This is a genomic window from Bacillus sp. FSL M8-0049 (genome assembly GCF_038593355.1).
GTDB lineage: Bacteria > Bacillota > Bacilli > Bacillales > Bacillaceae > Bacillus > Bacillus safensis.
In genome coordinates, this window is sequence record NZ_CP151986.1 from 2,002,917 (window position 1) to 2,024,393 (window position 21,477).

General features: G+C 41.6%; 22 protein-coding genes. 5 read left to right on the forward strand and 17 right to left on the reverse strand.

All coding sequences use genetic code 11. The annotated features are described in order from the left end of the window. Nucleotides 1-281: 281 nt before the first annotated feature. Nucleotides 282-1,529 (reverse strand): ribonuclease H-like domain-containing protein, encoded by a 1,248-nt coding sequence (locus NSU13_RS10165; RefSeq protein ID WP_342489496.1) that lies wholly within the window; start codon nt 1,527-1,529, stop codon nt 282-284. 24 nt (nt 1,530-1,553) lie between these two features. Beyond that, on the reverse strand, nt 1,554-3,800 hold the full coding sequence (locus NSU13_RS10170; protein WP_342489497.1) for a DEAD/DEAH box helicase: 2,247 nt from the start codon (nt 3,798-3,800) through the stop codon (nt 1,554-1,556). A gap of 159 nt (nt 3,801-3,959) precedes the next feature. Here NSU13_RS10170 and NSU13_RS10175 point away from each other — a divergent pair, with 159 nt between their 5' ends. After that, the gene (locus NSU13_RS10175) at nt 3,960-5,078 is read left to right on the forward strand and encodes an NADH-dependent flavin oxidoreductase (RefSeq protein WP_231122787.1); all 1,119 of its coding nucleotides are present in this window, start codon (nt 3,960-3,962) and stop codon (nt 5,076-5,078) included. A 57-nt stretch (nt 5,079-5,135) separates the two neighbouring features. On the opposite strand, the gene NSU13_RS10180 is transcribed toward NSU13_RS10175, so the two are convergent. Beyond that, nucleotides 5,136-5,642 (reverse strand): PTS glucose transporter subunit IIA, encoded by a 507-nt coding sequence (locus tag NSU13_RS10180; RefSeq protein WP_034280784.1) that lies wholly within the window; start codon nt 5,640-5,642, stop codon nt 5,136-5,138. 169 nt (nt 5,643-5,811) lie between these two features. Between NSU13_RS10180 and NSU13_RS10185 the strand changes: the two genes are divergently transcribed. Then, on the forward strand, nt 5,812-6,231 hold the full coding sequence (locus NSU13_RS10185) for an Hsp20/alpha crystallin family protein (RefSeq protein WP_034280483.1): 420 nt from the start codon (nt 5,812-5,814) through the stop codon (nt 6,229-6,231). A gap of 20 nt (nt 6,232-6,251) precedes the next feature. Here the strand turns inward: NSU13_RS10185 and NSU13_RS10190 are convergent, their stop codons facing one another. The 3 genes from NSU13_RS10190 to NSU13_RS10200 form a co-directional block, all read right to left on the reverse strand. Then, nucleotides 6,252-6,713 (reverse strand): YppG family protein, encoded by a 462-nt coding sequence (locus tag NSU13_RS10190; RefSeq protein ID WP_342489498.1) that lies wholly within the window; start codon nt 6,711-6,713, stop codon nt 6,252-6,254. 108 nt (nt 6,714-6,821) lie between these two features. Then, nucleotides 6,822-7,202 (reverse strand): YppE family protein, encoded by a 381-nt coding sequence (locus NSU13_RS10195; protein ID WP_224426683.1) that lies wholly within the window; start codon nt 7,200-7,202, stop codon nt 6,822-6,824. Nucleotides 7,203-7,251: 49 nt separating this feature from the next. After that, on the reverse strand, nt 7,252-7,485 hold the full coding sequence (locus tag NSU13_RS10200) for a DUF5446 family protein (protein WP_224426684.1): 234 nt from the start codon (nt 7,483-7,485) through the stop codon (nt 7,252-7,254). Nucleotides 7,486-7,682: 197 nt separating this feature from the next. Between NSU13_RS10200 and sspM the strand changes: the two genes are divergently transcribed. Next, nucleotides 7,683-7,787, forward strand: a complete 105-nt coding sequence (sspM, locus tag NSU13_RS10205) for an acid-soluble spore protein SspM (RefSeq protein WP_024422772.1) — start codon at nt 7,683-7,685, stop codon at nt 7,785-7,787. 23 nt (nt 7,788-7,810) lie between these two features. On the opposite strand, the gene NSU13_RS10210 is transcribed toward sspM, so the two are convergent. Then, nucleotides 7,811-8,767: a DUF2515 domain-containing protein gene (locus NSU13_RS10210; RefSeq protein ID WP_061109278.1), complete on the reverse strand. Its 957-nt coding sequence runs from the start codon at nt 8,765-8,767 to the stop codon at nt 7,811-7,813. Nucleotides 8,768-8,813: 46 nt separating this feature from the next. Here NSU13_RS10210 and recU point away from each other — a divergent pair, with 46 nt between their 5' ends. Both recU and NSU13_RS10220 read left to right on the forward strand, forming a co-directional pair. Then, on the forward strand, nt 8,814-9,449 hold the full coding sequence (gene recU / locus NSU13_RS10215; protein ID WP_034280474.1) for a Holliday junction resolvase RecU: 636 nt from the start codon (nt 8,814-8,816) through the stop codon (nt 9,447-9,449). A 19-nt stretch (nt 9,450-9,468) separates the two neighbouring features. Further along, the gene (locus tag NSU13_RS10220) at nt 9,469-12,177 is read left to right on the forward strand and encodes a PBP1A family penicillin-binding protein (protein WP_342489499.1); all 2,709 of its coding nucleotides are present in this window, start codon (nt 9,469-9,471) and stop codon (nt 12,175-12,177) included. A gap of 36 nt (nt 12,178-12,213) precedes the next feature. Here NSU13_RS10220 and NSU13_RS10225 read toward each other — a convergent pair whose 3' ends face one another. The 10 genes from NSU13_RS10225 to panB form a co-directional block, all read right to left on the reverse strand. Next, nucleotides 12,214-12,723 carry a YpoC family protein gene (locus NSU13_RS10225; RefSeq protein WP_065214700.1) on the reverse strand — a complete coding sequence of 170 codons (510 nt, stop codon included), beginning with the start codon at nt 12,721-12,723 and terminating at the stop codon, nt 12,214-12,216. Then, a complete protein-coding gene (gene nth / locus NSU13_RS10230) occupies nt 12,720-13,382 on the reverse strand; it encodes an endonuclease III (RefSeq protein ID WP_024422776.1) in 663 nt (220 codons plus the stop codon). Before nth ends, NSU13_RS10225 begins: the two co-directional genes overlap by 4 nt. Nucleotides 13,383-13,399: 17 nt before the next feature. Continuing rightward, the gene (locus NSU13_RS10235; RefSeq protein ID WP_120208135.1) at nt 13,400-14,104 is read right to left on the reverse strand and encodes a DnaD domain-containing protein; all 705 of its coding nucleotides are present in this window, start codon (nt 14,102-14,104) and stop codon (nt 13,400-13,402) included. Between the two features lie 99 nt (nt 14,105-14,203). After that, nucleotides 14,204-15,496, reverse strand: coding sequence for an asparagine--tRNA ligase (gene asnS / locus NSU13_RS10240; protein WP_087975939.1), 1,293 nt, complete (start codon nt 15,494-15,496; stop codon nt 14,204-14,206). 114 nt (nt 15,497-15,610) lie between these two features. Then, nucleotides 15,611-16,096 carry a cell wall elongation/penicillin-binding protein regulator TseB gene (gene tseB, locus NSU13_RS10245; protein ID WP_024422779.1) on the reverse strand — a complete coding sequence of 162 codons (486 nt, stop codon included), beginning with the start codon at nt 16,094-16,096 and terminating at the stop codon, nt 15,611-15,613. A gap of 12 nt (nt 16,097-16,108) precedes the next feature. Then, nucleotides 16,109-16,279 (reverse strand): YpmA family protein, encoded by a 171-nt coding sequence (locus NSU13_RS10250; protein ID WP_065214698.1) that lies wholly within the window; start codon nt 16,277-16,279, stop codon nt 16,109-16,111. Between the two features lie 132 nt (nt 16,280-16,411). Then, a complete protein-coding gene (gene dinG / locus NSU13_RS10255) occupies nt 16,412-19,204 on the reverse strand; it encodes an ATP-dependent DNA helicase DinG (RefSeq protein WP_342489500.1) in 2,793 nt (930 codons plus the stop codon). A gap of 113 nt (nt 19,205-19,317) precedes the next feature. Continuing rightward, nucleotides 19,318-19,701, reverse strand: coding sequence for an aspartate 1-decarboxylase (gene panD, locus NSU13_RS10260; protein ID WP_024422780.1), 384 nt, complete (start codon nt 19,699-19,701; stop codon nt 19,318-19,320). Further along, entirely contained in the window at nt 19,694-20,560 is an 867-nt protein-coding gene (panC, locus tag NSU13_RS10265; RefSeq protein ID WP_034280455.1) for a pantoate--beta-alanine ligase, read from the reverse strand. Before panC ends, panD begins: the two co-directional genes overlap by 8 nt. Beyond that, the gene (panB, locus tag NSU13_RS10270; RefSeq protein ID WP_024422781.1) at nt 20,557-21,396 is read right to left on the reverse strand and encodes a 3-methyl-2-oxobutanoate hydroxymethyltransferase; all 840 of its coding nucleotides are present in this window, start codon (nt 21,394-21,396) and stop codon (nt 20,557-20,559) included. Before panB ends, panC begins: the two co-directional genes overlap by 4 nt. Between the last annotated feature and the right edge of the window lie 81 nt (nt 21,397-21,477).

Here is a 21,477-nt window from a genome sequence, read left to right on the forward strand (position 1 = left end):
CAATGTATGAATCAAGAGGTGTACATGTACTAATGCATTAACCTATTTTAAAAGTTGGCAAGAAAAATATCTTTATAGTTTGAAAACACAAAAGCGACCAAAATGACCACAAGAAAAAACAAGTAGAAAAGACCCTTATACATGCTAAACGCTCCTCATTCAATATCTAACGTTATTTTACAGGATTCGCGGACTTTCTACAATAAAAGTGCTAAACAATTTTTATTTTCGGCCGAGAGCCGAACGTTGTCATTTTTTGCGCTTTCCCGGGTAATAATATTTCATTGCCCAGCTTTTCTCAATAGCCGTTTTTTTCGCTTCTCAAGCTCTTTTGTGTCTCGCTCGCTTAACGATGAGAAAGATAATAAAGATTCCGTGATGGAAAGAGCTGACTTTGCATCTTTTTGGCGATGCTCTTTACACTTCGCAAGCTCTATACCTGCTTTTAATGCCAAATGGACATCACTTGATTCAAATAATGTTTCCCAAATTCGAACTGCTTCATCCCACTCGTTTAGCCGTTTATATTGTAATGAGAGATCAAAAGCCGCCTGATTGGCATGTTCAAAATCAGCACCTGTTAATTCCCGCAAATGCTTCGTAGCTTCCTGTACATCACGATGCGCAAGATGCCACCTAGCCAGCGCGTATTTCTCATCATGCTCCTTTACCGCATCCATAGATAGAATTTTTTTGGATAGATGGATGTAAAGGCTGATTAACGAAAGGACGTCTAATTCATTATGAGTCAAAATCCCTTCGATGAGCTTCGGTTTTTGTTCCTTTAAAAAGTGAAAATAGATCATCGGTGCTAAAAAACCCGGTGTGTCGCCTTCCCGGTGGACGTGCAGCTCTTCTTTTTCAACCACAGACAGCTCCATTCGTTCATATTTATGCTTCCACAATCGTCTTGACCCATGCAGAAGATCAAAGTGGCCAAACTCTGGAAGCGCAGGGATTTGATCTCGCAACAAAGTATGTCTCGTTTTCACTTGCGGCCAATCGAATGATTTTCCATTATATGTAACGAGTGATTCTACGTTCACTTCATCGAGAAAGCTTTTATAAAGAGCCGCTTCATTTCCCGGATTTGTGAGCAGGTGCTGTTTCACCACTACTTTGTCAGCAAAAACCCGCGCATGTCCTAGCAAGAAAATCATATTTCCCGTTCCGCCAGATAATCCAGTTGTTTCTGTATCAAAGAAAAACAGTTCATGCGGCTTGTAACCTTTAGCCGATAGAGAATGCTGGATGCTGCTTTTGTTCCATGCCTCGATGATCTTTGGCAGTTCCGCAAACGAGTAGAGTCCATGCTTATCATCTAATGAATAGGTGACTTCTCGAATAAGACAAAAGGAATTCTCAAAGTGATAAGGAGCTGCACCCAATTGCTCCCATTCCTTTAAAAATGGAATGTTTTCGGCCGTCACAGGCTGAGGCTGCCCTTCCACTGCTTTTTGCCGTTTTTCGTTTGGCTGGTTGTGCGATAGGTGCTTCTTCATTCGATTTAATTTCCCTTTTAAAGACATGAGTAGGTATCTTCCTCCTTCCTCTTAAAATGCAGACATCAATTCAACAATGCTGCTTTTTCCGCTCACCTCTTTTATTTCCATGCCAATGCAGGATGGACAGCCGTTCTCACAGCGGCACCGCTCTATCAGCTGAATGGCTGCACCTGCTATTTCATCGAAACGAGCTTGGACTTCTTTGCTTAAGCCGATTCCGCCAGGGTAGTGGTCATATAAAAAGACTGTCGGTTTACCGGTATGTGCCGCTTTAATTTGTGAAACAACATGAATATCTGAGCGGTCACACATCACAAAAGCAGGTACAATGTGCTGAAGAACATTTGCGATGCCAAGCAGGAGCTGTTCAAGTGTCTTCTCTTCAAATCTCCGCTCTGCCTCGTGTAATTCAAACCAAGCCGCACTCGTATGAATTTCTTCTTCCGGTAAGTGAATCGGTCCAGACCCGATATTTTCACCAGTACTCAGACGGATTTTCTTAAATATCGTAGGCATTGCGTTGACAGTCACATCACCGTAGTGAACAGATACCGCTTCTTTCTCTGTCGTCTGATCGATTTCAAGCACCTTGAGCTGAACAGCTAAATTAGCATCTGTATAGTATTCTACATCCACCTGTTTCACATAAGCCTTCAAATGCTCGTAATCTAGCTTTTCTACTTGATACTGAACCCCTTCGTGTAAATAAATCGCTTCATCATGCAGCAATGTCATTGCACTGAATCGATCCATCTCTCCAATAATCCGGACATTCGCTACGTCGGATTGATCCACAATCACCACATTTTCCTGACTTGCAGACCGCAGGCTGATGCCATGCGCTGGGAACGATTGATCTGACCAATAATACCGGTTCCCGCTAAAATGAAGAACCCCTTCCTCATGTAAGTATTGCAAAATGTCTTCTACTTCCATGCCGCCAAACTGTTCATCCGTCCGAAATGGCAGCTCGTAGGAAGCACATTTTAGATGATCCACTAAAATAATGAGATTTTCAGGATTGATTCTGGCTGCTTCAGGCGGTCTATTAAAGAAATATTCAGGGTGTCTGACAATATATTGATCAAGGGGTGAGGAACTTGCTACCATGATAATGAGCGCCTCCTCATGACGCCTTCCAGCACGTCCTGCCTGCTGCCATGTACTCGCTACACTGCCAGGATACCCCGTCATAATGCATACCTTTAGCTGACCTATATCTACCCCTAATTCTAGTGCGTTCGTGCTGACGACACCTAGAATGTCTCCTTCTCTTAACCCCTTTTCAATCACGCGGCGCTCTTTTGGCAAATAGCCTCCGCGATACCCGCGAATCGATTTTGGACCGATTTCTTTTTTCACAAGCTCTTGAATATGACTTAAAATCACTTCTACTCGTACCCTGCTTCTAGCAAAAACGATCGTTTGAATTTTTTCTTTTAAAAATGTTTTAGCCAATTGGTTGACGACAGTGGCAGCGCTTTGTCTAATATTTAATGGTTTATTCACCACTGGCGGGTTATAAAACACAAAATTCTTTTTACCGCTGGGCGCTCCGTTTCGTTCAATAAGATGCACTTTGCTCCCTGTGAGCTGCTGCGCCAGCTCTTTTGGATTCGCAATCGTTGCTGAAGTACAAATAAACACCGGATCACTTCCGTAAAATGCACAAATTCGCTTTAACCTGCGAATCACATTGGCCACATGACTGCCAAACACACCTCGATATGTATGAAGCTCATCAATGACAATGTATTTCAAATTCTCAAACAAGCTGACCCATTTCGTATGATGAGGCAAAATAGCTGAATGCAGCATATCCGGGTTTGTGATGACAATATGTCCTGCTTGTCTGACTCGCTGCCGAATAGCTGGGGATGTATCTCCGTCATATGTTTCACTATGGATTGGAACATCCATCTCGTGGATGATCTCGTTAAGTTCACTCTTTTGATCCTGCGCGAGCGCTTTTGTTGGGAATAAATAAAGAGAGCGGTTTGTCTGGTCTTCTGCAATCGACTGAAGGACAGGCAGATTGTAGCAAAGCGTTTTACCTGAAGCTGTTGGTGTAACCGTTACTACATGCTCACCATCCATTACTCGTTCAAAGGCTTCTTTTTGATGAATGTACAGCTCTTTGACGCCTCGTTTTTCAAGCGCCTTTTTTAGCCTGTCGTCCACTCTTTCAGGAACGGGTGAGGTCTGTGCAGGCTTTGCTTCAATTTCATGCCAATGTTCTACCTGTTCGTCTTTCTTTAATTCTTCTATCAGTTCGTTCATTGTTTTCTTTTTCATATTGCGTCCACCTCTCGTTCTAGTGTACCGAATATTTGTTTGCATGACTAGGCGGCAATTTTTTGATGCGGACTTATGAGCAAATACTTTGAACTGTTGTAACAATATCTATTACACTTCTAAAGTGAAATGATTTTATCAAGGAAGAAGATGATCAGATTGAAAAACGAATTTAAGCCTTTATTTGAACCATTTACGTTTCCAGGAGGCGCTTCTATTGATGGCCGGTTAGTCGTTGCTCCAATGACACACTTCGGTTCTCATGACGACGGCACCATTTCAAAAGACGAAATTGACTTCATTACAGCTAGATCAAGTGAAATGGGCATGGTGATTACTGCATGTGCGAATGTGACTCCAGATGGGAAGGCATTTGAAGGACAGCCTTCTATCGCAAGAGATGAAGATATCCCTGGCCTGAAAAAACTGGCTTCAGCTATCCAGGCAAAAGGAACAAAAGCCATCATTCAAATTCATCACGGCGGCTCTCAGGCTCTCCCTCATTTAGTTCCAAACGGTGATGTGGTTGCGCCAAGTGATGTGTTCAAAGATGGAAAACAAATTGCACGCGCTTTAAAAGAAGAGGAAATTACGCAAATTATCGACTCCTTTAAAGAAGCAGCAAGACGAGCGGTTCAAGCAGGGTTTGACGGCGTGGAAATTCACGGGGCAAACGGTTATTTATTACAACAATTTTACTCACCGCATAGCAATCAGCGTACAGATCAATGGGGAGGAAATGAAGAAAAACGTCTAGCTTTCCCTATTGCTGTTGTAGATGCAGTTAAGGAGGCCATCAAAGAACATGCGGCTAAACCGTTTATCTTTGGATACCGGTTATCTCCTGAAGAACCAGAAACACCTGGTTTAACAATGACAGAGACGTTTACATTAGTGGATGTTCTCAAAACAAAAAGCCTCGATTATTTGCATATCTCTCTAATGGAGATTGGCTCTAAAGCAAGACGAGGCGCAGATTCTAATAAAACTCGTATGGAACTGCTAAAAGAACGCTGCGGCGATGCTCTTCCGCTTATTGGAGTAGGCAGTGTCATTACAGCTGAAGATGCACTCCATGCTTACAATCAAGGGATTCCTCTCATCGCTGTCGCACGAGAGCTGATCGTCGACCCAGATTGGGCTAAGAAGATTAAAGAAGGCAGAGAACAAGAGATTGAAACCGTCATTAAACGCAGCCAAAAAGACAAGTATCTCATTCCAGAAGGATTGTGGTCTGTCATGGAAGCAAGTCAAGGCTGGGTTCCGATGGAGGATTAATGTCCTCAGCACAATAAAAAACTACCCTATCAGTGGGTAGTTTTTTCTATTCATGGATTATTTCATTTTCACTGTAAAGAGCTTGGACATCTGCTTTTCTACAGAGCCTTTTGGTTCTTTATCAAGTCGTTCGATAAGGTCACCATTCATAATCACAATCGGTGTCACTGTACTTGATGCTTTCTCTTCAATCAGTTCTAAATCACATGTAATAAGAGGATCACCGATTTTCACTTTATCCCCTTCTTTCATGTGGGCTTCAAATCCTTCACCATTTAACCCAACTGTTTCAAGTCCGATATGAATCAGAAGCTCAAGCCCCGAGAGTGTTCGAATGCCAATTGCATGTTTTGTATGGAAGAGCTGAATGATTTCACCCTCTACTGGTGACACAATCGTCCCACTTTTTGGTTTTACTGCTACGCCGTCTCCCATCATCTTTTGAGAAAAGACGGGATCTGGTACATCAGTCATATCCATTAACTCTCCATCAACTGGAGAATAAATGACTTCTTCCTTTACATCATCTTGGTTTTTTCCGAAACCGAATAATTTTTTCAGCAATGTCAATTTGCTCCCTTCAAGCTTTGCTTCTTAAATCTATTTCGTGCATGAAACTTTACGCCCATACACCTTGCTTCATTCAACACTATTTAATCATAATTTTTTCCTCTCATCAATTGATAACCGCCTGAGCCCCCTCTGCATAGGCTGTAGATGAGAGGTGATTCAGATGAAACATGAAGGCGAAAAAAAACATGAAATGCTGGCAAATGAAGATATGCTATATGAAGCGATTGAACAATTTTTTGCATCCTCCCCGTTTCACGAGATATTAAATAGTGCAGAGGCACTCATGACCACATCGCATTCACTTGCATCCATTACGACCGGTGTGACAGAGGATGAACAGAATGTGTATATCGAGATTCAATTTCCAGACCATTTTGTCGAAGGAGACATTGCGCTAGAAGTAAAAGCCCAATATTTACACTTATCAGTACAGGAAAAAATCAAAACAGATACGACTTCTTCGTATTCAAGCTTTACCAAAACCATTTTAATGCCGGCAAAAATAGATGAAACGAAAATGAAGAGTGTGTGGAAAGATCAATCGCTTCATGTGTCTGCGCCAAAGCAAACAACCCAATAGATCAATCTATTGGGTTTTAGCTATGCTTTAAAAATGCTTGTAAATCCTTTCGCCAATGAGCCTACTTGATTCATTGTACTCATCATTTGGCCAGCTGTATCAAACATTTTGTTAAAATCGTATTGCCCATTCGTCTTTTTGAATTGTGACAGCACACTTTTAAATTGAGATGGCTGCTGTTTTTGCGGCCTTGGCAATGGATAAGGGTTCATAGGCGGCTGCATGGGCATCATGCCTGGAGGCGGCTGCATTTGGGGTGGGTTCATCGCTTCAGGCGGCTGTAAAGGCGGCACGTTTTCTTGGTATCCATAAGGCGGCTGATAAACAGTAGATGGTGCCTGATTGATTCCCCCTCCACCTTGATACGGCGGCATGAAATAGTCTGGAGGCTGCGGAGGCTGCTGCTGCATCTCTGGATACGGAAAAGGCCTTTGCTTGAATTGATTGAATTCATAAGGCTGCTGGTTTGAATAAGGGAACATCTATCTCGCTCCTCTCGCTCTCAACACATATTGATGACACTCATATATTATGACCAAGAGCAGAAGATGTGCCTAAAGAAGCCATAAGAAAAACGCAGCATCATGTCTTTAGCTGCGCTTTTTGATTTCTTCTATTAAAAGGTTCAGAGTGTAAACCACTGACTCAACTAAATTTTTTACACGGGGTGCGTGCTGTTTACCAAAATAAGATTGCAGGACAACCTCTTTTCCATTTTCTTTTACGGCTTCAAGCTGTTCTTGGTGTAAATATCTAGGTTTGGCCTGCTCAATAAACGAGATGGCAGCGGTGAGCCACTCCTCCATTTTCTGATCAAATGTAACAACGGCCGGCTGAATATCCGTATAAAAATCATACGATGGGTACTCCTCTTCAGCCTTTCCCTTTTGGTACTGCTCATACGCTTCTTCGATCCATATTCTCAAGTTTTGTGTATGTTCAAGTAATGTTTGATTATCCAAAGTGTTCACCTCTATGAACCATCCTATCAAACGTTTACCTATTGCTCAAATAGAAAGGCTATCCGGCGTGATATGCCGGTCTTGCTGCCAGTTTATACTCGGCTGCATGAAGCTTCACTTCACAGTCCTTTACTTCTGATTCAAGCCGGTCAATCATTTGTTCTTGCTCTTCTATCGCTGCACGTTTCGTCTGCTTCACAGCAAGAGACAGCTCTTCCTCTACCGCATCAATTTTTCGCTCGATTTCCTCTAACAACTGCATAATGGATTCTTTTGATACAAATTCGCTCATCATCAGATTCCTCCTTTATCGTCTCTCGTTACATTCTCTTTTCTTTCTCACCCTCCTTCACACATGACAAAACTAGAAGCAAATCGCCAATCTAAGTGTAGATAAGCGCTATTTCTTCCTTTTCGACAGATGCTTGTCCTTCTTTGTATGATTGCGTCCGATTGTGTAAATTCTAAAGACAAAAGGAGGTAGATTTCATGAAAAAGCAGCCAGCACCAAAAGAGCAAAAGCCAAAAGGGAAAGAAAACAGTCCAGATCAGCTGGATAAAAAGCTCGGCGGTCCTAATCGTCCATCTACGTAAAAAAAGCAGGCACCCCCTGCTTTTTATTTATGCAAAAAATAGTGCTCTAATGAGAAAAGAAAACGAAGCTGTCTTTTTTTATGAAAATACCAGTCGGTCAGCTCAATCTGCTTTGGCAGCGGCTCTGCCTCAAATAAAGATGGACTCAATTTCTTTTGAAACCAATCTTCCCTTTGATCGTCTAATGAATGTGTCATCACCGGATAAACCGTCCGAAGAAAAGGTGTTGACCTTCTAGCGATCCCTAAAAACGGTTCAAAATCAAACCGAGACCCCGTATGCGGAACGGTATGCAAAAAATGATAAAAATCCGAAAACAAATCGGCTCGAAATAATAGTTTCGCTAGTTTTTTACCTAATGTAATGCGATCCTTTACATTGGAAAACTTCCGTATGGTTAAGCCGTACAAATGCCCGTCCACCGTTGGAAAAACAACGGTTTGGAAATGTCCCCACTCGCTGAAAAGATATTGAATCGAGTGAAAAACATTCTTTTTCAGAAGAGGATTTTGTATAATAGGAGATTGTATAGTATATTGTTCATTTATGATGAGTGCATAAAGCAGACGCTCTGTGTCACGCTTTAGCCAGAAGCGTTCCCACTCAGCGCTCATAAAACGAGACACGGAGAAATAAGGAAGCAGATGAAACAAAGGTTTACTGCATCGCTTAGACCATTCGTACAAAAGAAGCTGAGGGTAAGCATCCGAAAAGATCAGCCAATTCGCTCTTTCATATGCTGTGAAAAAAAGGTGCCCCTGCTGATCCGTTAAACCTGGATGGAAGAGCTCGCCTTTTAAATCCGTCATGGACCACCCAGCATTTCTCGAGACAAAGGAAGCGAGCAGCGACCATTTCATCTCTGGATGCCGGTCATAAAAGCGCTTGTAGGCATTTGTCCTCGTCAGGTTGTCTTTATTTTTTGCTTTCGTTTCACGCAAAATTTGCTGAGTGATGATATGCTCTTCTTGGGACAACATGGTGATCTCTCCAATACAAAATGCATTAAAAGGAGGCTGAAACTTGATGATTCGGTATCCAAACGGAAAATCGTATCAGCCCATACAACAAATTGGGACAAAAAAAAGAATCAGCGGCGAATCCTCTTATAGTAACCGCGGGATGACGCTTGAGGCTGATTTAAATGAAACAAACCAATACTATTTGGTCAACGGGATCGCAGTCATTCATAAAAAGCCTACCCCAGTTCAAATTGTGAATGTGGATTATCCAAAAAGAAGTGCTGCTGTCATTAAAGAAGCCTATTTTAAACAATCATCCACAACAGACTATAACGGGGTTTACAAAGGCCGCTATATCGATTTTGAAGCAAAGGAAACCAAAAGCACTACCTCGTTTCCGCTCAAAAATTTCCACGACCATCAAATTGAGCATATGAAACAGGTTGAAAAGCAAGGCGGTATTTGTTTCGTTATTATATCCGCTTTTGGCTCCGTTTATTATTTGCCCGCTTCAGATCTCTTTTTCTTCTGGGAGCGGCAGAAAAAAAATGGCCGTAAATCCATTAGCAAAGACGAATTAATGGAAGCTGGCCACATAATGACACTTGGATATTCGCCAAGAATTGATTATATTAAAGTAGTGGAGACACTTCATTTTTCGGATGAAAGCAAGCAGCAATTACGTTCGAAAAAGGTTTAACACGAAAGGTTGAGATGTGATGTCTGATCAATTTACAAGTCGTGAACAGCGACGTAAAGCAAGTCAAGAAAACAATAAGAAGCAAAAGAACAAAAAAGGCAAAAAGAAAGCAGGTCTATTTAAAAAAATATTTTTATCTTTACTCGTGATCGGTCTACTTTGTTTAGTTGCCGGAATCACAACTTTTGCCGTTTTTGCATCAAGCGCTCCTTCTATTGATGATAGTAAGCTTAAAACACCATACTCTTCAAAGCTTTATGATAAAGACAAGAAAGTGTTTGCAGAAGTTGGTGCAGAAAAAAGAACGTATGTCTCGATAAAAGATATACCCGATGTAGTAAAAGACGCGTTTATTGCGACTGAAGATGCACGTTTTTATAAGCACCACGGGATTGATCCAATCCGTATCGGCGGTGCACTTGTCGCAAACGTTGAGGACGGCTTTGGTGCTGAAGGCGGAAGTACAATTACACAGCAGGTTGTGAAAAACTCCCTCCTGAGCAATCAAAAGACGTTAAAACGGAAAGTACAGGAAGTATGGCTCTCGATTCAGCTTGAGCAAAAATACTCTAAAGATGAAATTTTAGAAATGTATTTAAACCGTATTTTCTTCTCTCCTTATGCTTATGGTGTTGGGAAAGCAGCTGAACAATTTTTCGGAGTCACAGATTTAAATAAACTAACCGTTGCACAGGCTGCCACACTTGCAGGTATGCCGCAGAGTCCTTCTGCCTATAACCCAGTGAAACATCCCGAGGCAGCGGAAAAACGCCGTAATATTGTTTTAAGCCTTATGAAAAAACAAGGCTATATTTCTGAAAAAGAATATGACGCTGCAAAAGCAACCCCTGTCAGTAAGACAGTTGTTTCAGCTAGTAAATATAAGAGCCAAAACTCTAGTAAGTACTCTGCCTACATTGAAGAAGTGATGGAAGAAGTACAGAAAAAAGCCAAAGTGGATGCATCAACTGATGGATTAAAAATCTATACATCACTTGATCGAAATGCACAGGATCATCTAACTGAAATCATCAATGGAGATTCAGTTGGATTTACGAAAGGGATGCAGGCGGGTGTGACTCTGCTTGATACGAAAAATGGTGAAATTCGCGCCATTGGCGGTGGACGTGATGTACCAGCCGGCGGCTTTAACTATGCGACGGATGCAAAACGCCAGCCAGGCTCCACAATCAAACCGATCTTAGATTACGGCCCAGTCATTGAAAACAAAAAATGGTCAACATATCAGCAAATTGATGATGCACCGTATACGTACTCAAACGGTACGCCGATTAATAACTTTGACAGAAGACACTTAGGGAAAATGTCGATGAGAAGTGCTTTGGCACAATCACGTAACATTCCTGCCCTAAAAGCTTTCCAAGAAGCTGGTACAGACAATGCCGTTCAATTCGCTAATAACTTAGGTATGGACTTACCTTCTGACATTCCAGAGTCCTACTCAATCGGTGGATTTGACGATGGTGTCTCCTCCCTTAAGATGGCTGGAGCATTTAGTGCATTCGGTAATAACGGATACTATAACGAACCGCATGCTGTCACGTCTGTTGAATTTAATGACGGGACAAAACTTGACCTTACGCCGGACTCAAAAGCAGCAATGAGTGATTATACAGCATTTATGATCACAGATATGCTGAAAACTGCTGTCCAATCTGGAACTGGTACACTTGCACAAGTACCGAACGTTCAAGTAGCTGGTAAAACAGGTACAACGAACTTTATAGAAAAAGATATTAAGACACACAATATCCCTTCTGGCGGTGCAAAAGATTCGTGGTTTGTCGGTTATACTCCGCAATACACAGCAGCCGTTTGGACGGGAATCGGTAATTCAAAAGATGCAGACGGCAAAGTATGGCTGAATGAAAACGAGCAGCGTGTTGCCAAAATTGTCTTCCAGCGATTGATTTCTCAAATTGATGATGGAAGCGGCTCATTTGAAAAACCAGACAGTGTCGTTGAAGCTACGGTTGAAAAAGGATCCGATCCTGCAAAATTAGCCGGACCGAATACACCAAGTGACAAGAAGACAACAGAATACTTTGTAAAAGGTACGGTTCCAACAAAAGTGTCTGACACTTTTGAGAAAAAAGAAGCCGATAAGCCTTCTGACTTAAAAGCGGTGTATGATGAAGAGAAAAAATCCATCACACTGACTTGGGGCTATTCTGACGACGCTGATGCTACATTTAATGTCAAGCAAGCAGTTGATAATGGCGGCTATAAAGAGATTCAAAACAGCTCTGCTAAAGAAGCGGTCATCTCTGATGTGAAGCCTGGCTCCACATATAAATTCCAAGTGACAGCCACTGTAGATGATGTCACGAGTAAAGCGGCATCTACCTTCCTCACCATTAAGGATGACGCAGATGAGGAAGAAAAAGCGGATGATGAGAATAAAGAAGAAGAAGAACCGCAGCAGCCTGACGACGAGCAGACAGACCAAACAGACGATAACAAAAATCAGCCCCCTGGCACTGATGAGCAAAAGCCTGATGACAAAAAAGATCAAGATAAGGATCAGGACCAAGGTGGAAATACAGAAAACGGAAATAATGGTTCTTCAGATAATGGCTCAGACAGTACAAATGGGAACAGCAACTCGCAAACTGATAATAAAGATAAAAAGAAAGATGATGAGAAAGCCAACTCTCAAAGTTCCAATTCGCAATCAAATGCTACTTCTCGAAAAGAAGATGAATAATGAAAAAGCACTTGCCTCCTATGGCAAGTGCTTTTTTTAACGCTGCTGTTTGATTTTTTTAAGTGCTTCATATTTTCCATACTGCTTTTTTAATTCCGTGTATAGCTCGTCCAATTGAATAAAGCAATGATATTGAGTTGGTTTTAGCAAAATGAACTCTAAACGTTCCGTCCAATTAATCGGAGCAACAGGAAATGTCTCTTGCTTGATATGTTCCCATTCAAACGTTTGGACACTCTCCCCTTTGATCCAGTAAAACATCGCAATCATACTGACGATTCCTTGCAGCATATCATCTTCTTCACAGCGGGATTTTCTTGTTTGGAAACGAGGAAGCATTTTTTCTTTTAATTCGTCCCACAGCTCAAACATCACAGGAACAAATTCTTCCGTTTCCTGCCATGGAAACTCGTCTGTTAAAGGTTCTGAAGATAGATCATATGCGAGCGGATTGGCCCTCAGTATATCTACTCGATCACCTTTAATCTCTACCTTTTTTTCTTTTAGCTTTTCGACATATGAGGTGAAAACAGCTGCCCCGCTCATGCCAGCTTCACCAATCCTTTTTTCAGCCTCTTCTGCCCTTCTCTGCACATATCAAGAAGTGGACACGATTCGCACTGCGGCCGCTGCGCCTTACAATGATATCTCCCAAAAAAGATCAGACGGTGATGCGTCACAGACCAATCTTCTTTTGGTACCTTTTTCATCAAGGTTTGCTCTACTTCAAGCACAGAATCTTTCCAGCGGCAGATGCCTAGACGTTTACTGACTCGTTCTACGTGTGTATCTACTGCTATTGCCGGTACACCAAAAGCGACCGAAACGACGACATTTGCTGTTTTCCGGCCAACCCCAGGAAGCTTAACAAGCTCATCCCGGTCCTTTGGTACTTCACCGCCATATTCTTCAATCAGCATTTTGCTCAACTTTTGAATGTTTTTAGCCTTATTTCGATAAAGACCAATCGAACGAATATCTTGCTGCAGTTCTTCAAGCGGTACACTTAAATAGTCTTCTGGTGTTTTATATTTTTGAAATAACGTTTTGGTGACCTTGTTTACAAGCACGTCCGTACATTGAGCAGAGAGCGCAACAGCAATCACAAGCTCAAATGGATTGGCATGAACAAGCTCACACTCAGCCTCTGGAAACATATCTCCTATAATGTCTAAACACTCATTGATTTGTTTTTTTGATAACATGCCTTCTCCTTTATTGGTTATTGTTCCAGCCAATTATAAAAAGGAACTTGTCGTTTATAAGTGGACGTCTCTTCGTTTGAAGGCGGCGTTTTCTGCTGAGAACGGAAGTGCTGGCTATGTTCTTTTGCTTCTTCCGCTGTTTTCAGCCCTTTCTTTTTCCACTCAAATAAAATTCGATCAATATAACGGAAATTTAATTTCCCTGATAAAACGGCTTCTCTTAGCGCCAGCCGAATCATCTCAGTATCATGATGGTCTTGATCCATCCAGATCGAAAGTGTTTCTCCTTCAAGAGGAGACAGCGGTCTGCCGAATTCATCTTCAAATAAAGCATATAAAGATTTTTCAGCCTGCACATGATGTTTTTGCGCTTCTTTCGCCTGTTTTGCTTCTAAAAAGTCATACAGCACGCCCCATAAAGGTTCTACTGAATAGCGGTCATGCTGAATACCAGACCTGTCTTCAAATGGCTGAATCGAGATAAATCCTTTTTGAATGAGATGCTGAACCATATACGCACACTCTTCCGCTGAAATGGTCATGCCTTGAGAAAGCTCTTCAAATGTTTGGAAGAAAACGCCTTGTTCTTCATTCATTTTAATTTTAAGCATCACCATCATCTGTGATTCATTCAGTCCTAACTGCTCATAATGAGCAATCAGCAAATTAGGCAAACTTGTCGACCCCATTTGCTGCATATTAATAAATTGCTGTCTATTCATCGGATACACCTCTTCATTTTAAGTATATCACGTTTTATTTCACGTGCCCCTCTAAAAAGACGTTTGAAAAAGCCTCCATTTGTTGGAGGCTTTCACGTCTTAAGGGTATAAACGGTTTAATAATCTTGGGAAAGGAATGGTTTCACGCACATGCGGCGCTCCGCTAATCCAAGCAACTGTACGTTCAAGTCCAAGACCAAAACCTGAATGCGGCACAGAACCATATTGTCTTAATTCTGTATACCATTTGTAAGTTTCCTGATCAAGCCCATGTTCTTTCAATCTTGCTTCAAGAAGCTCTAAATCATGAACACGCTCAGAACCGCCAATAATCTCTCCGTAGCCTTCTGGTGCAATCAAGTCTGCACAAAGGACAACATCTTCACGATCCGGTGCTGGCTGCATATAAAACGGTTTTAATGATGTTGGGTAATGAGTGATAAACACTGGTTTATCATAGCTTTCGGCGATCGCTGTTTCGTGAGGCGCTCCGAAGTCATCTCCCCATTCAATATCATCAAATCCTTTTTCCTGCAAGAATTTAATCGCTTCATCGTAAGTGATGCGCGGGAATGGTGCTTTGATGTTTTCTAATTTCGCTGTATCACGGCCTAGTGTATGCAGCTCCACTTTACAGTTTTCAAGTACACTTTGAACAACATGAGACACATAATTTTCTTGATACTCAAGGTTTTCATTGAATTCGACAAAAGCCATCTCCGGCTCGATCATCCAAAACTCAATTAAATGACGTTTCGTTTTAGATTTTTCAGCTCTAAATGTTGGGCCAAATGAGAATACTTTTCCGAGTGCCATTGCTGCAGCTTCCATGTAAAGCTGGCCACTTTGAGAAAGGTATGCATCTTCATCAAAATATTTCGTAGCAAACAGTTCCGTTGTGCCTTCAGGTGCACTTCCTGTTAAAATTGGCGGATCTACTTTCACGAAACCTTCTTGATGGAAGTATTCATATGTAGCACGAATAATTTCGTTACGGATTTTCATAATGGCATGCTGTTTTTTAGAACGAAGCCATAAATGACGGTGATCCATTAAGAATTCTGTTCCATGCTCTTTTGGTGTAATTGGATAATCTGTCGCTTCATGAATCACTTCAATGGATTTCACTTGCAATTCAAAACCTAGCGGTGAACGCTCATCTTTTGTCACTTGACCTGTTACATAGACAGATGTTTCTTGAGTGACTGATTTCGCAAGCTTAAAGACTTCCTCTTCCACTTCTGCTTTTACTACGACTCCTTGAATAAAGCCTGTCCCGTCACGCAGCTGCAAAAATGCAATTTTTCCGCTTGAACGTTTATTGGCAATCCATGCGCCGATGGTTACTTCTTGATCGACGTGTTTGAACACTTGATTAATCGTTGTTTTCAACATAATTCCCTCCAAAGCCAGAAAGAAACTCACCTTTAGACAGGTGTGAATCTTTTTTCATACATTTTATTATAACCGTTCTAAATCAGCATGGTCAACGCAAGACAGGAGAAACTACGGTGTTAAATTTTTTTCCACGTGTCCTGTCGAGAAGTCGACATAGCTGAAGCTATATTGATTGTTCTCATTTAAGTATGTCACTTCCCAAAGAAGTACGTCACCTTCTCTCGCTAATTTGACTTCTTTTAGCTTAGAGACCGTGTTCTCCTTTTGAACGGCTTGTACTGCTTGATTCGAGGTAATGCCTTCTTTTGCTTTTTTTGCGATCACTTTTTCTTTTTTGCTGGCAGGAACCCAAACGTAGGTCGTTTCATTCTGTTTGTTTTTCCCTTCAACAATAAATTGTTTTTCTTTCCCGACAAAGGTTTCCACTTGCTCCACTTGTACGATATTTGCTTGTTCTTTTGCTCGTTCGATCGCTGCTTCATGCCCTTGTTCTCTTTGTCCCATGGCAATTTGATAAATCCACGTAAAGCTGATGATGCCAATAAGCAGAACGAGAGCCACTACAGATGAAATAATCCAGACTATTTTTTTCATGTCAAGCTTCCCCTATGTGCGGTATATCGTAAATACCGCTTGATTTTGATCTTCTTGATCTAATGCTAATCCAAACATAAGATCTTCTCTTTTAAGCGTTCTGTTCAATAAGTCAACGATTTTGTACAGGTCTTCTGAATGTTTAATTTGAACAGTTGAAAGTACCTCTATTTTACTTTCCACTTCTAATTCCTCCTCGGTACGTAAATATTGTTAGTCATACTTTTCTGCACGGGAACCGATACTATTTTTACAACGGAACACAAAAAGCCGTTACGATAAATTAACTCCAAACCCACACCAGCTAAAGGCCGCTTATGACAGCGGCTTTTCGTTGTTAAGGTTTTCTATATACGCCTCAAGTGACTCTTTTGACATCTCGTGAACTGGCGCATGAGGGAGTGATTCTAAAAATAGTTTTCCATATGAAGCGGTTTTCACTCGGCGGTCTAAAATCAGCAATGTGCCTATGTCTTTTTCAGAACGCAGCAAGCGTCCAGCTCCTTGCTTAAAGGTTAACACAGCTTCTGGTAAAGCGACGGCTTTAAACGGATTTTTCCCTTGTTTTTTTGCTGCATCACATTTGGCTTCAATAAGCGGAGAATCAGGCGGCCTGAACGGAAGACGTGCCATGATGACTGTTGTCAGCTCTGCGCCCGGAAAATCAACACCTTCCCAAAAACTACCCGTACCAAGTAAAATGGCTTGTTTTGCTAATTTGAACATTTTCGTTAATTTTACGGGGCTTCCGCCCGTCAAACCTTGAGCAAAAAGGGCTGACTGCATCCCTTCTGTTTTTAGCTCTTCATAGACTGCTTTTAACATCTCATGTGAATTAAACAAAACCAATATTTTTGCATGCTGCTGCTTTTCCATGACCTTAATATATTGCGCAGCCTGCTTTACATAATCTCGTTCATCACGGTTTGTAATCGGTGGCATGTCTGCTGGAACAATGACCTTAAGCTGTTTTTCAAGTTCGAAAGGTGAATCAATTTGCACAAGATGAGGGTAAAAATCTTGCAGGCCAAACCGTTCCAAGCAATAATCAAAACGGTGATTAATGGTAAGCGTCCCTGATGTGAGGACAACACTCTTTTTGTTCATAAAGAAACGGTCAGCCAAAAGCTCCCCAGTATCTAACGGCTGTGCATGCATAAAGACAGCGTTTTTGGCCCCTTTTGCATCAATTTCAATCCAAACCGTTTCATCGTTTTTCGGTTCAAAGATAAACCGGTACAGTGTACTGCAAAAAGTATGCATAAACGACATGACTTGGTCGTATTCCTCTGCTTCAAAGGCAAAGTGTTCTGTCAGCTGATCACTTTTTTGAAGAAGCTCATTTTTTTGCTGTTCATACAGCTTCTCACAAGCAATTAACAAGGAACAAAGCTTACTTGCCGTTTCTTTAATCCGTTTCCACTGAGCATGCTTTGAATGATGACGTACTCTATGAATGAGACGATTGATGTCGGCTTTTGGTTTTGTCCTTTTCACAAATGAATGGACGGTGCTAAAGAAAGCGTCACTTTCCATTTGAAGCTGATTGAGATACTCATCCATTTCAATAAAGGTGTCTGTCTGTAACCCTGCATGATGAAATCTCTTTTTCAGTTTCTTTAACAATCCGCCTTGCAAGGAGCCAAGCTGTGTTAACTTCGCGTGAAGCTGGATATAAGACGCACTATCCCCTAGGGTTTCATTGGCTGTTTTCTCAAATTGATGGGCTTCGTCTATCACATATACGTCAGCATGCTGAAAGATAGACGATGCCTCCGTTTGTGATAAGAGCAGACGATGATTCGTTAAAATTAAATCAGCTGTTTTTGCCCTTTTTTTAGCGCGCTCATAAAAGCAATACTCTTTAAAACGGCGCTTTTTCGATGTAAACGGCATATGCACACAGGAAATGCGGTCTTTTATATTGGCAGCTCCTGACGGTAAATTCAGTTCAGATAAATCACCTGTTTCTGTTACAAGGAGCCACATTAAAATTTGCGCCTTCGTTAAGACGACATCATAGTTATCATCTTCCTCATGAAGCACATGCTCAAACTTATCTAAACAAATATAATGCGCCCGACCTTTAAATACACAGGCAGCAGGCTCAAACGGGAGCAATTGATTCAACATAGGCACATCACGCTGAAGCATTTGCTGCTGCAAAAGTATGGAATATGTACTAATAATGACAGGTTTTCCTGATTTACTCGCTTCTAGAGCAGCTGGGATGAGGTAAGCGAGCGTTTTCCCAATACCCGGTGCCGCCTCAATTAATGCATAGGCTCTTTCATGAAACACATCTCTCACTTTATTCATCATTGTAAGCTGGCCTTCTCTTACCTCATAGCCTTCTACCGTTTGCGGAAGCTTCTTTTTGATTTCCTCAAACAGCTGTTCATCATCTTCACCTACTGAATGTGTCGCCCTACTGATAGAATTGGTGACATCTTTTACAGCAAAAGAGCCGACTTCCACCAAAGAATCTTCCCGGCTAGCATGACTTGTTTCAAGCTGCTGAATTAAAAGTCCTATATCACTTAGGAGATAAGAGGATAATCTGCGCAGCTGCTTCAGCACGATTTTCGGTGTATGTTTTAATTGATGTAATAAAGTTAAAAATAACATGGCAGTAACTTCCGCATCACTATCCGCCCTATGCGGGTGGTCATGTGGAAGCATGAGCTCTTCACTTAATTCAGTGAGCTTATAACCTTCAAGCTCAGGATAAAGAATTCTAGAGATCTCAACTGTATCAATTGCTAGCACATCCAGCTCATTTTTCCCGCATGCTTTTAGTTCATCATTTAAAAAATTCAAGTCAAAATGAACATTGTGCGCAACAAAATAAGCACCCTGTATGAGATCATTCACCTCTTGGGCAATATCCTCAAAAAACACCGCATCATCAACCATGTGCTGCTGAATGCCTGTCAGCTGTTCAATAAATCCAGGGATTGCTTTTCCCGGGTTCACATATTTTGAATACCGTTCGACAATTTGTCCATTTTCAATGACCACCGCAGCTATTTGAATGATTTTATCACCCTTTTTAGGTGAATTTCCGGTGGTTTCAATATCAACGACAACAAACCTTTGATCGGTCATAAAATGGACACCTCAATTCCTCGTTTCACCCTGAAGTGAAACACACTCTGGACAAAATAGATGAAACAGAACAGCCTCTCTTCTGAAACTGTTCTGTTTCCATGGAGCTTGCGTTATAAAATCGTTCTCGCAGGCTCTTGCCCAATCATTTGTTCAATTTGATTTTGTTTATTTAACACGACCACTTTTGGTGTATGTGTCTTTGCTTCTTCTTCTGACAGCATCCCATAAGCGATAATAATGACTTCATCCCCTGGCTGAACGAGTCTCGCCGCCGCCCCATTTAGACAAATAACACCGCTCTTTCTTTCGCCGGGAATAATATATGTTTCAAGTCTTGCGCCATTATGATTGTTGACAATTTGTACTTTTTCATTTGCCATCATACCTGCCGCATCAAGTAAATCTTCGTCAATTGTAATACTTCCCACATAATGTAAGTTTGCTTCTGTTACCGTTGCTTTATGAAGCTTAGATGTCATAAAGGTTCTATACATGTTTTTCACCGCTTTCAGGAACATGGAAAATCACATTATCAATCAGTCTTGCCCGTGAAAATTTCACCGCAATCGCCATAATGACTTGACCTGTTAACTGCTCAAGCGGCTCAAGTTCTGGATATGAGTAGATCTCAATATAATCAATTTCTCCGCACGTCTGAACAAGTTCCTCTTCAATCAGCTGGTATACACGACTGACATCACGTTCACCTTTTTCAACAGCTGACCGGCCTTTTTTTAATGCGCGGTATAAAGCGGGTGCTTCTTGTCTTTCTTTTTCTGACAAGTACACATTCCTTGAGCTTTTCGCTAAACCGTCTTCTTCTCTGACTGTCGGTACAGATACAAGGTGAAGATCAAAGAAGAAATCCTTGATCATCGCATCGATCACAGCGACTTGCTGTGCATCCTTTAGTCCAAAGTAGACATTTGTTGGTGACACAAGATGAAACAGCTTTGTGAGCACAGTGACAACGCCGTCAAAATGTCCTGGGCGTTTTTTTCCGCATAAGACATCCGTCCGCTTTTGAACCGTCATCGTAATAGATGGTTCATTTTGGTACATTTCCTTCACATCAGGTGTAAATAAAATATCCACCCCTGCTTGTTCTGCAAGACGCTTGTCTCTTTCCATATCCCTCGGATAGGATTCAAAGTCTTCATTTGGTCCAAATTGCAAAGGATTGACAAAAATACTCATCACGACAATGTCATTTTGACCTCTTGCCTCTTTCGCAAGCGTCAGATGTCCTTCATGAAGAAAGCCCATCGTAGGAACAAAGCCGATGGAATGCTGCTTTTCTTGATGCTGCTTGATCAATTCTTTTAGCTCGTGAATATGGGTGACAACGTTCATTTTTTGATTCCCCCATATAAGCCATCAAGGACTTCTTCTTTGATATGAAACGTATGCATGTCCTCTGGAAATGTGCGTGCTTTTACTTCTTTTGTATATTGAATGAGCGCTTCTTCTAAAACAGTATCAATTTGCGCGTATTGTTTCACAAACTTAGGTGTTCTAGACACCCCGTATCCTACCACATCATGGTAAACGAGAACTTGTCCGTCTGCCTCAGCTCCTGCACCAATTCCGATCACAGGAATCTTCAGCATGTCGGTAATTCGTTTTGTCAGTTCGCCAGGTACGCATTCCAGCACAAGTGCGATCGCTCCGGCTTCCTCACATTTCAAGCTGTCTTCAATCAATTTTTGAGCACTTTCGTGGTCTTTTCCTTGCACTTTATACCCGCCAAGTACACCAACTGATTGAGGTGTGAGGCCTAAATGACTGACGACAGGAATTCCGCCTCTTGTTAAAGCTTGAATGGATTCAAATACTCCATCTCCGCCTTCTAGCTTTAAGGCATCGGCACCGCTTTCTTGCATGATGCGTGCTGCATTTTTCATTGTTTCTTCTAACGAATAATGGTAAGACATAAATGGCATATCAGTCACAACAAATGTGTCTTTTGCGCCTCTTTTCACTGCTTTTGTGTGATGGATCATATCATCCATCGTGACTTGAACTGTGGAATCTAGTCCAAGTACAACCATCCCAAGTGAATCACCAACTAAGATCATGTCGACTTCCGCTTTTTCCGCTTGCTTTGCAGCTGGATAGTCGTATGCGGTCAGCATCACAATAGGTTCGTTTTGTTCTTTCATTTTGAAAAAATCTAGCTTTGTCTTCATTTGTTCCTCCTCATTCTGGAGAGGAGATGGCTAGCCTCACATCACATGCTTTGATTTCTCATGTGCGGCGAATCATCCCTC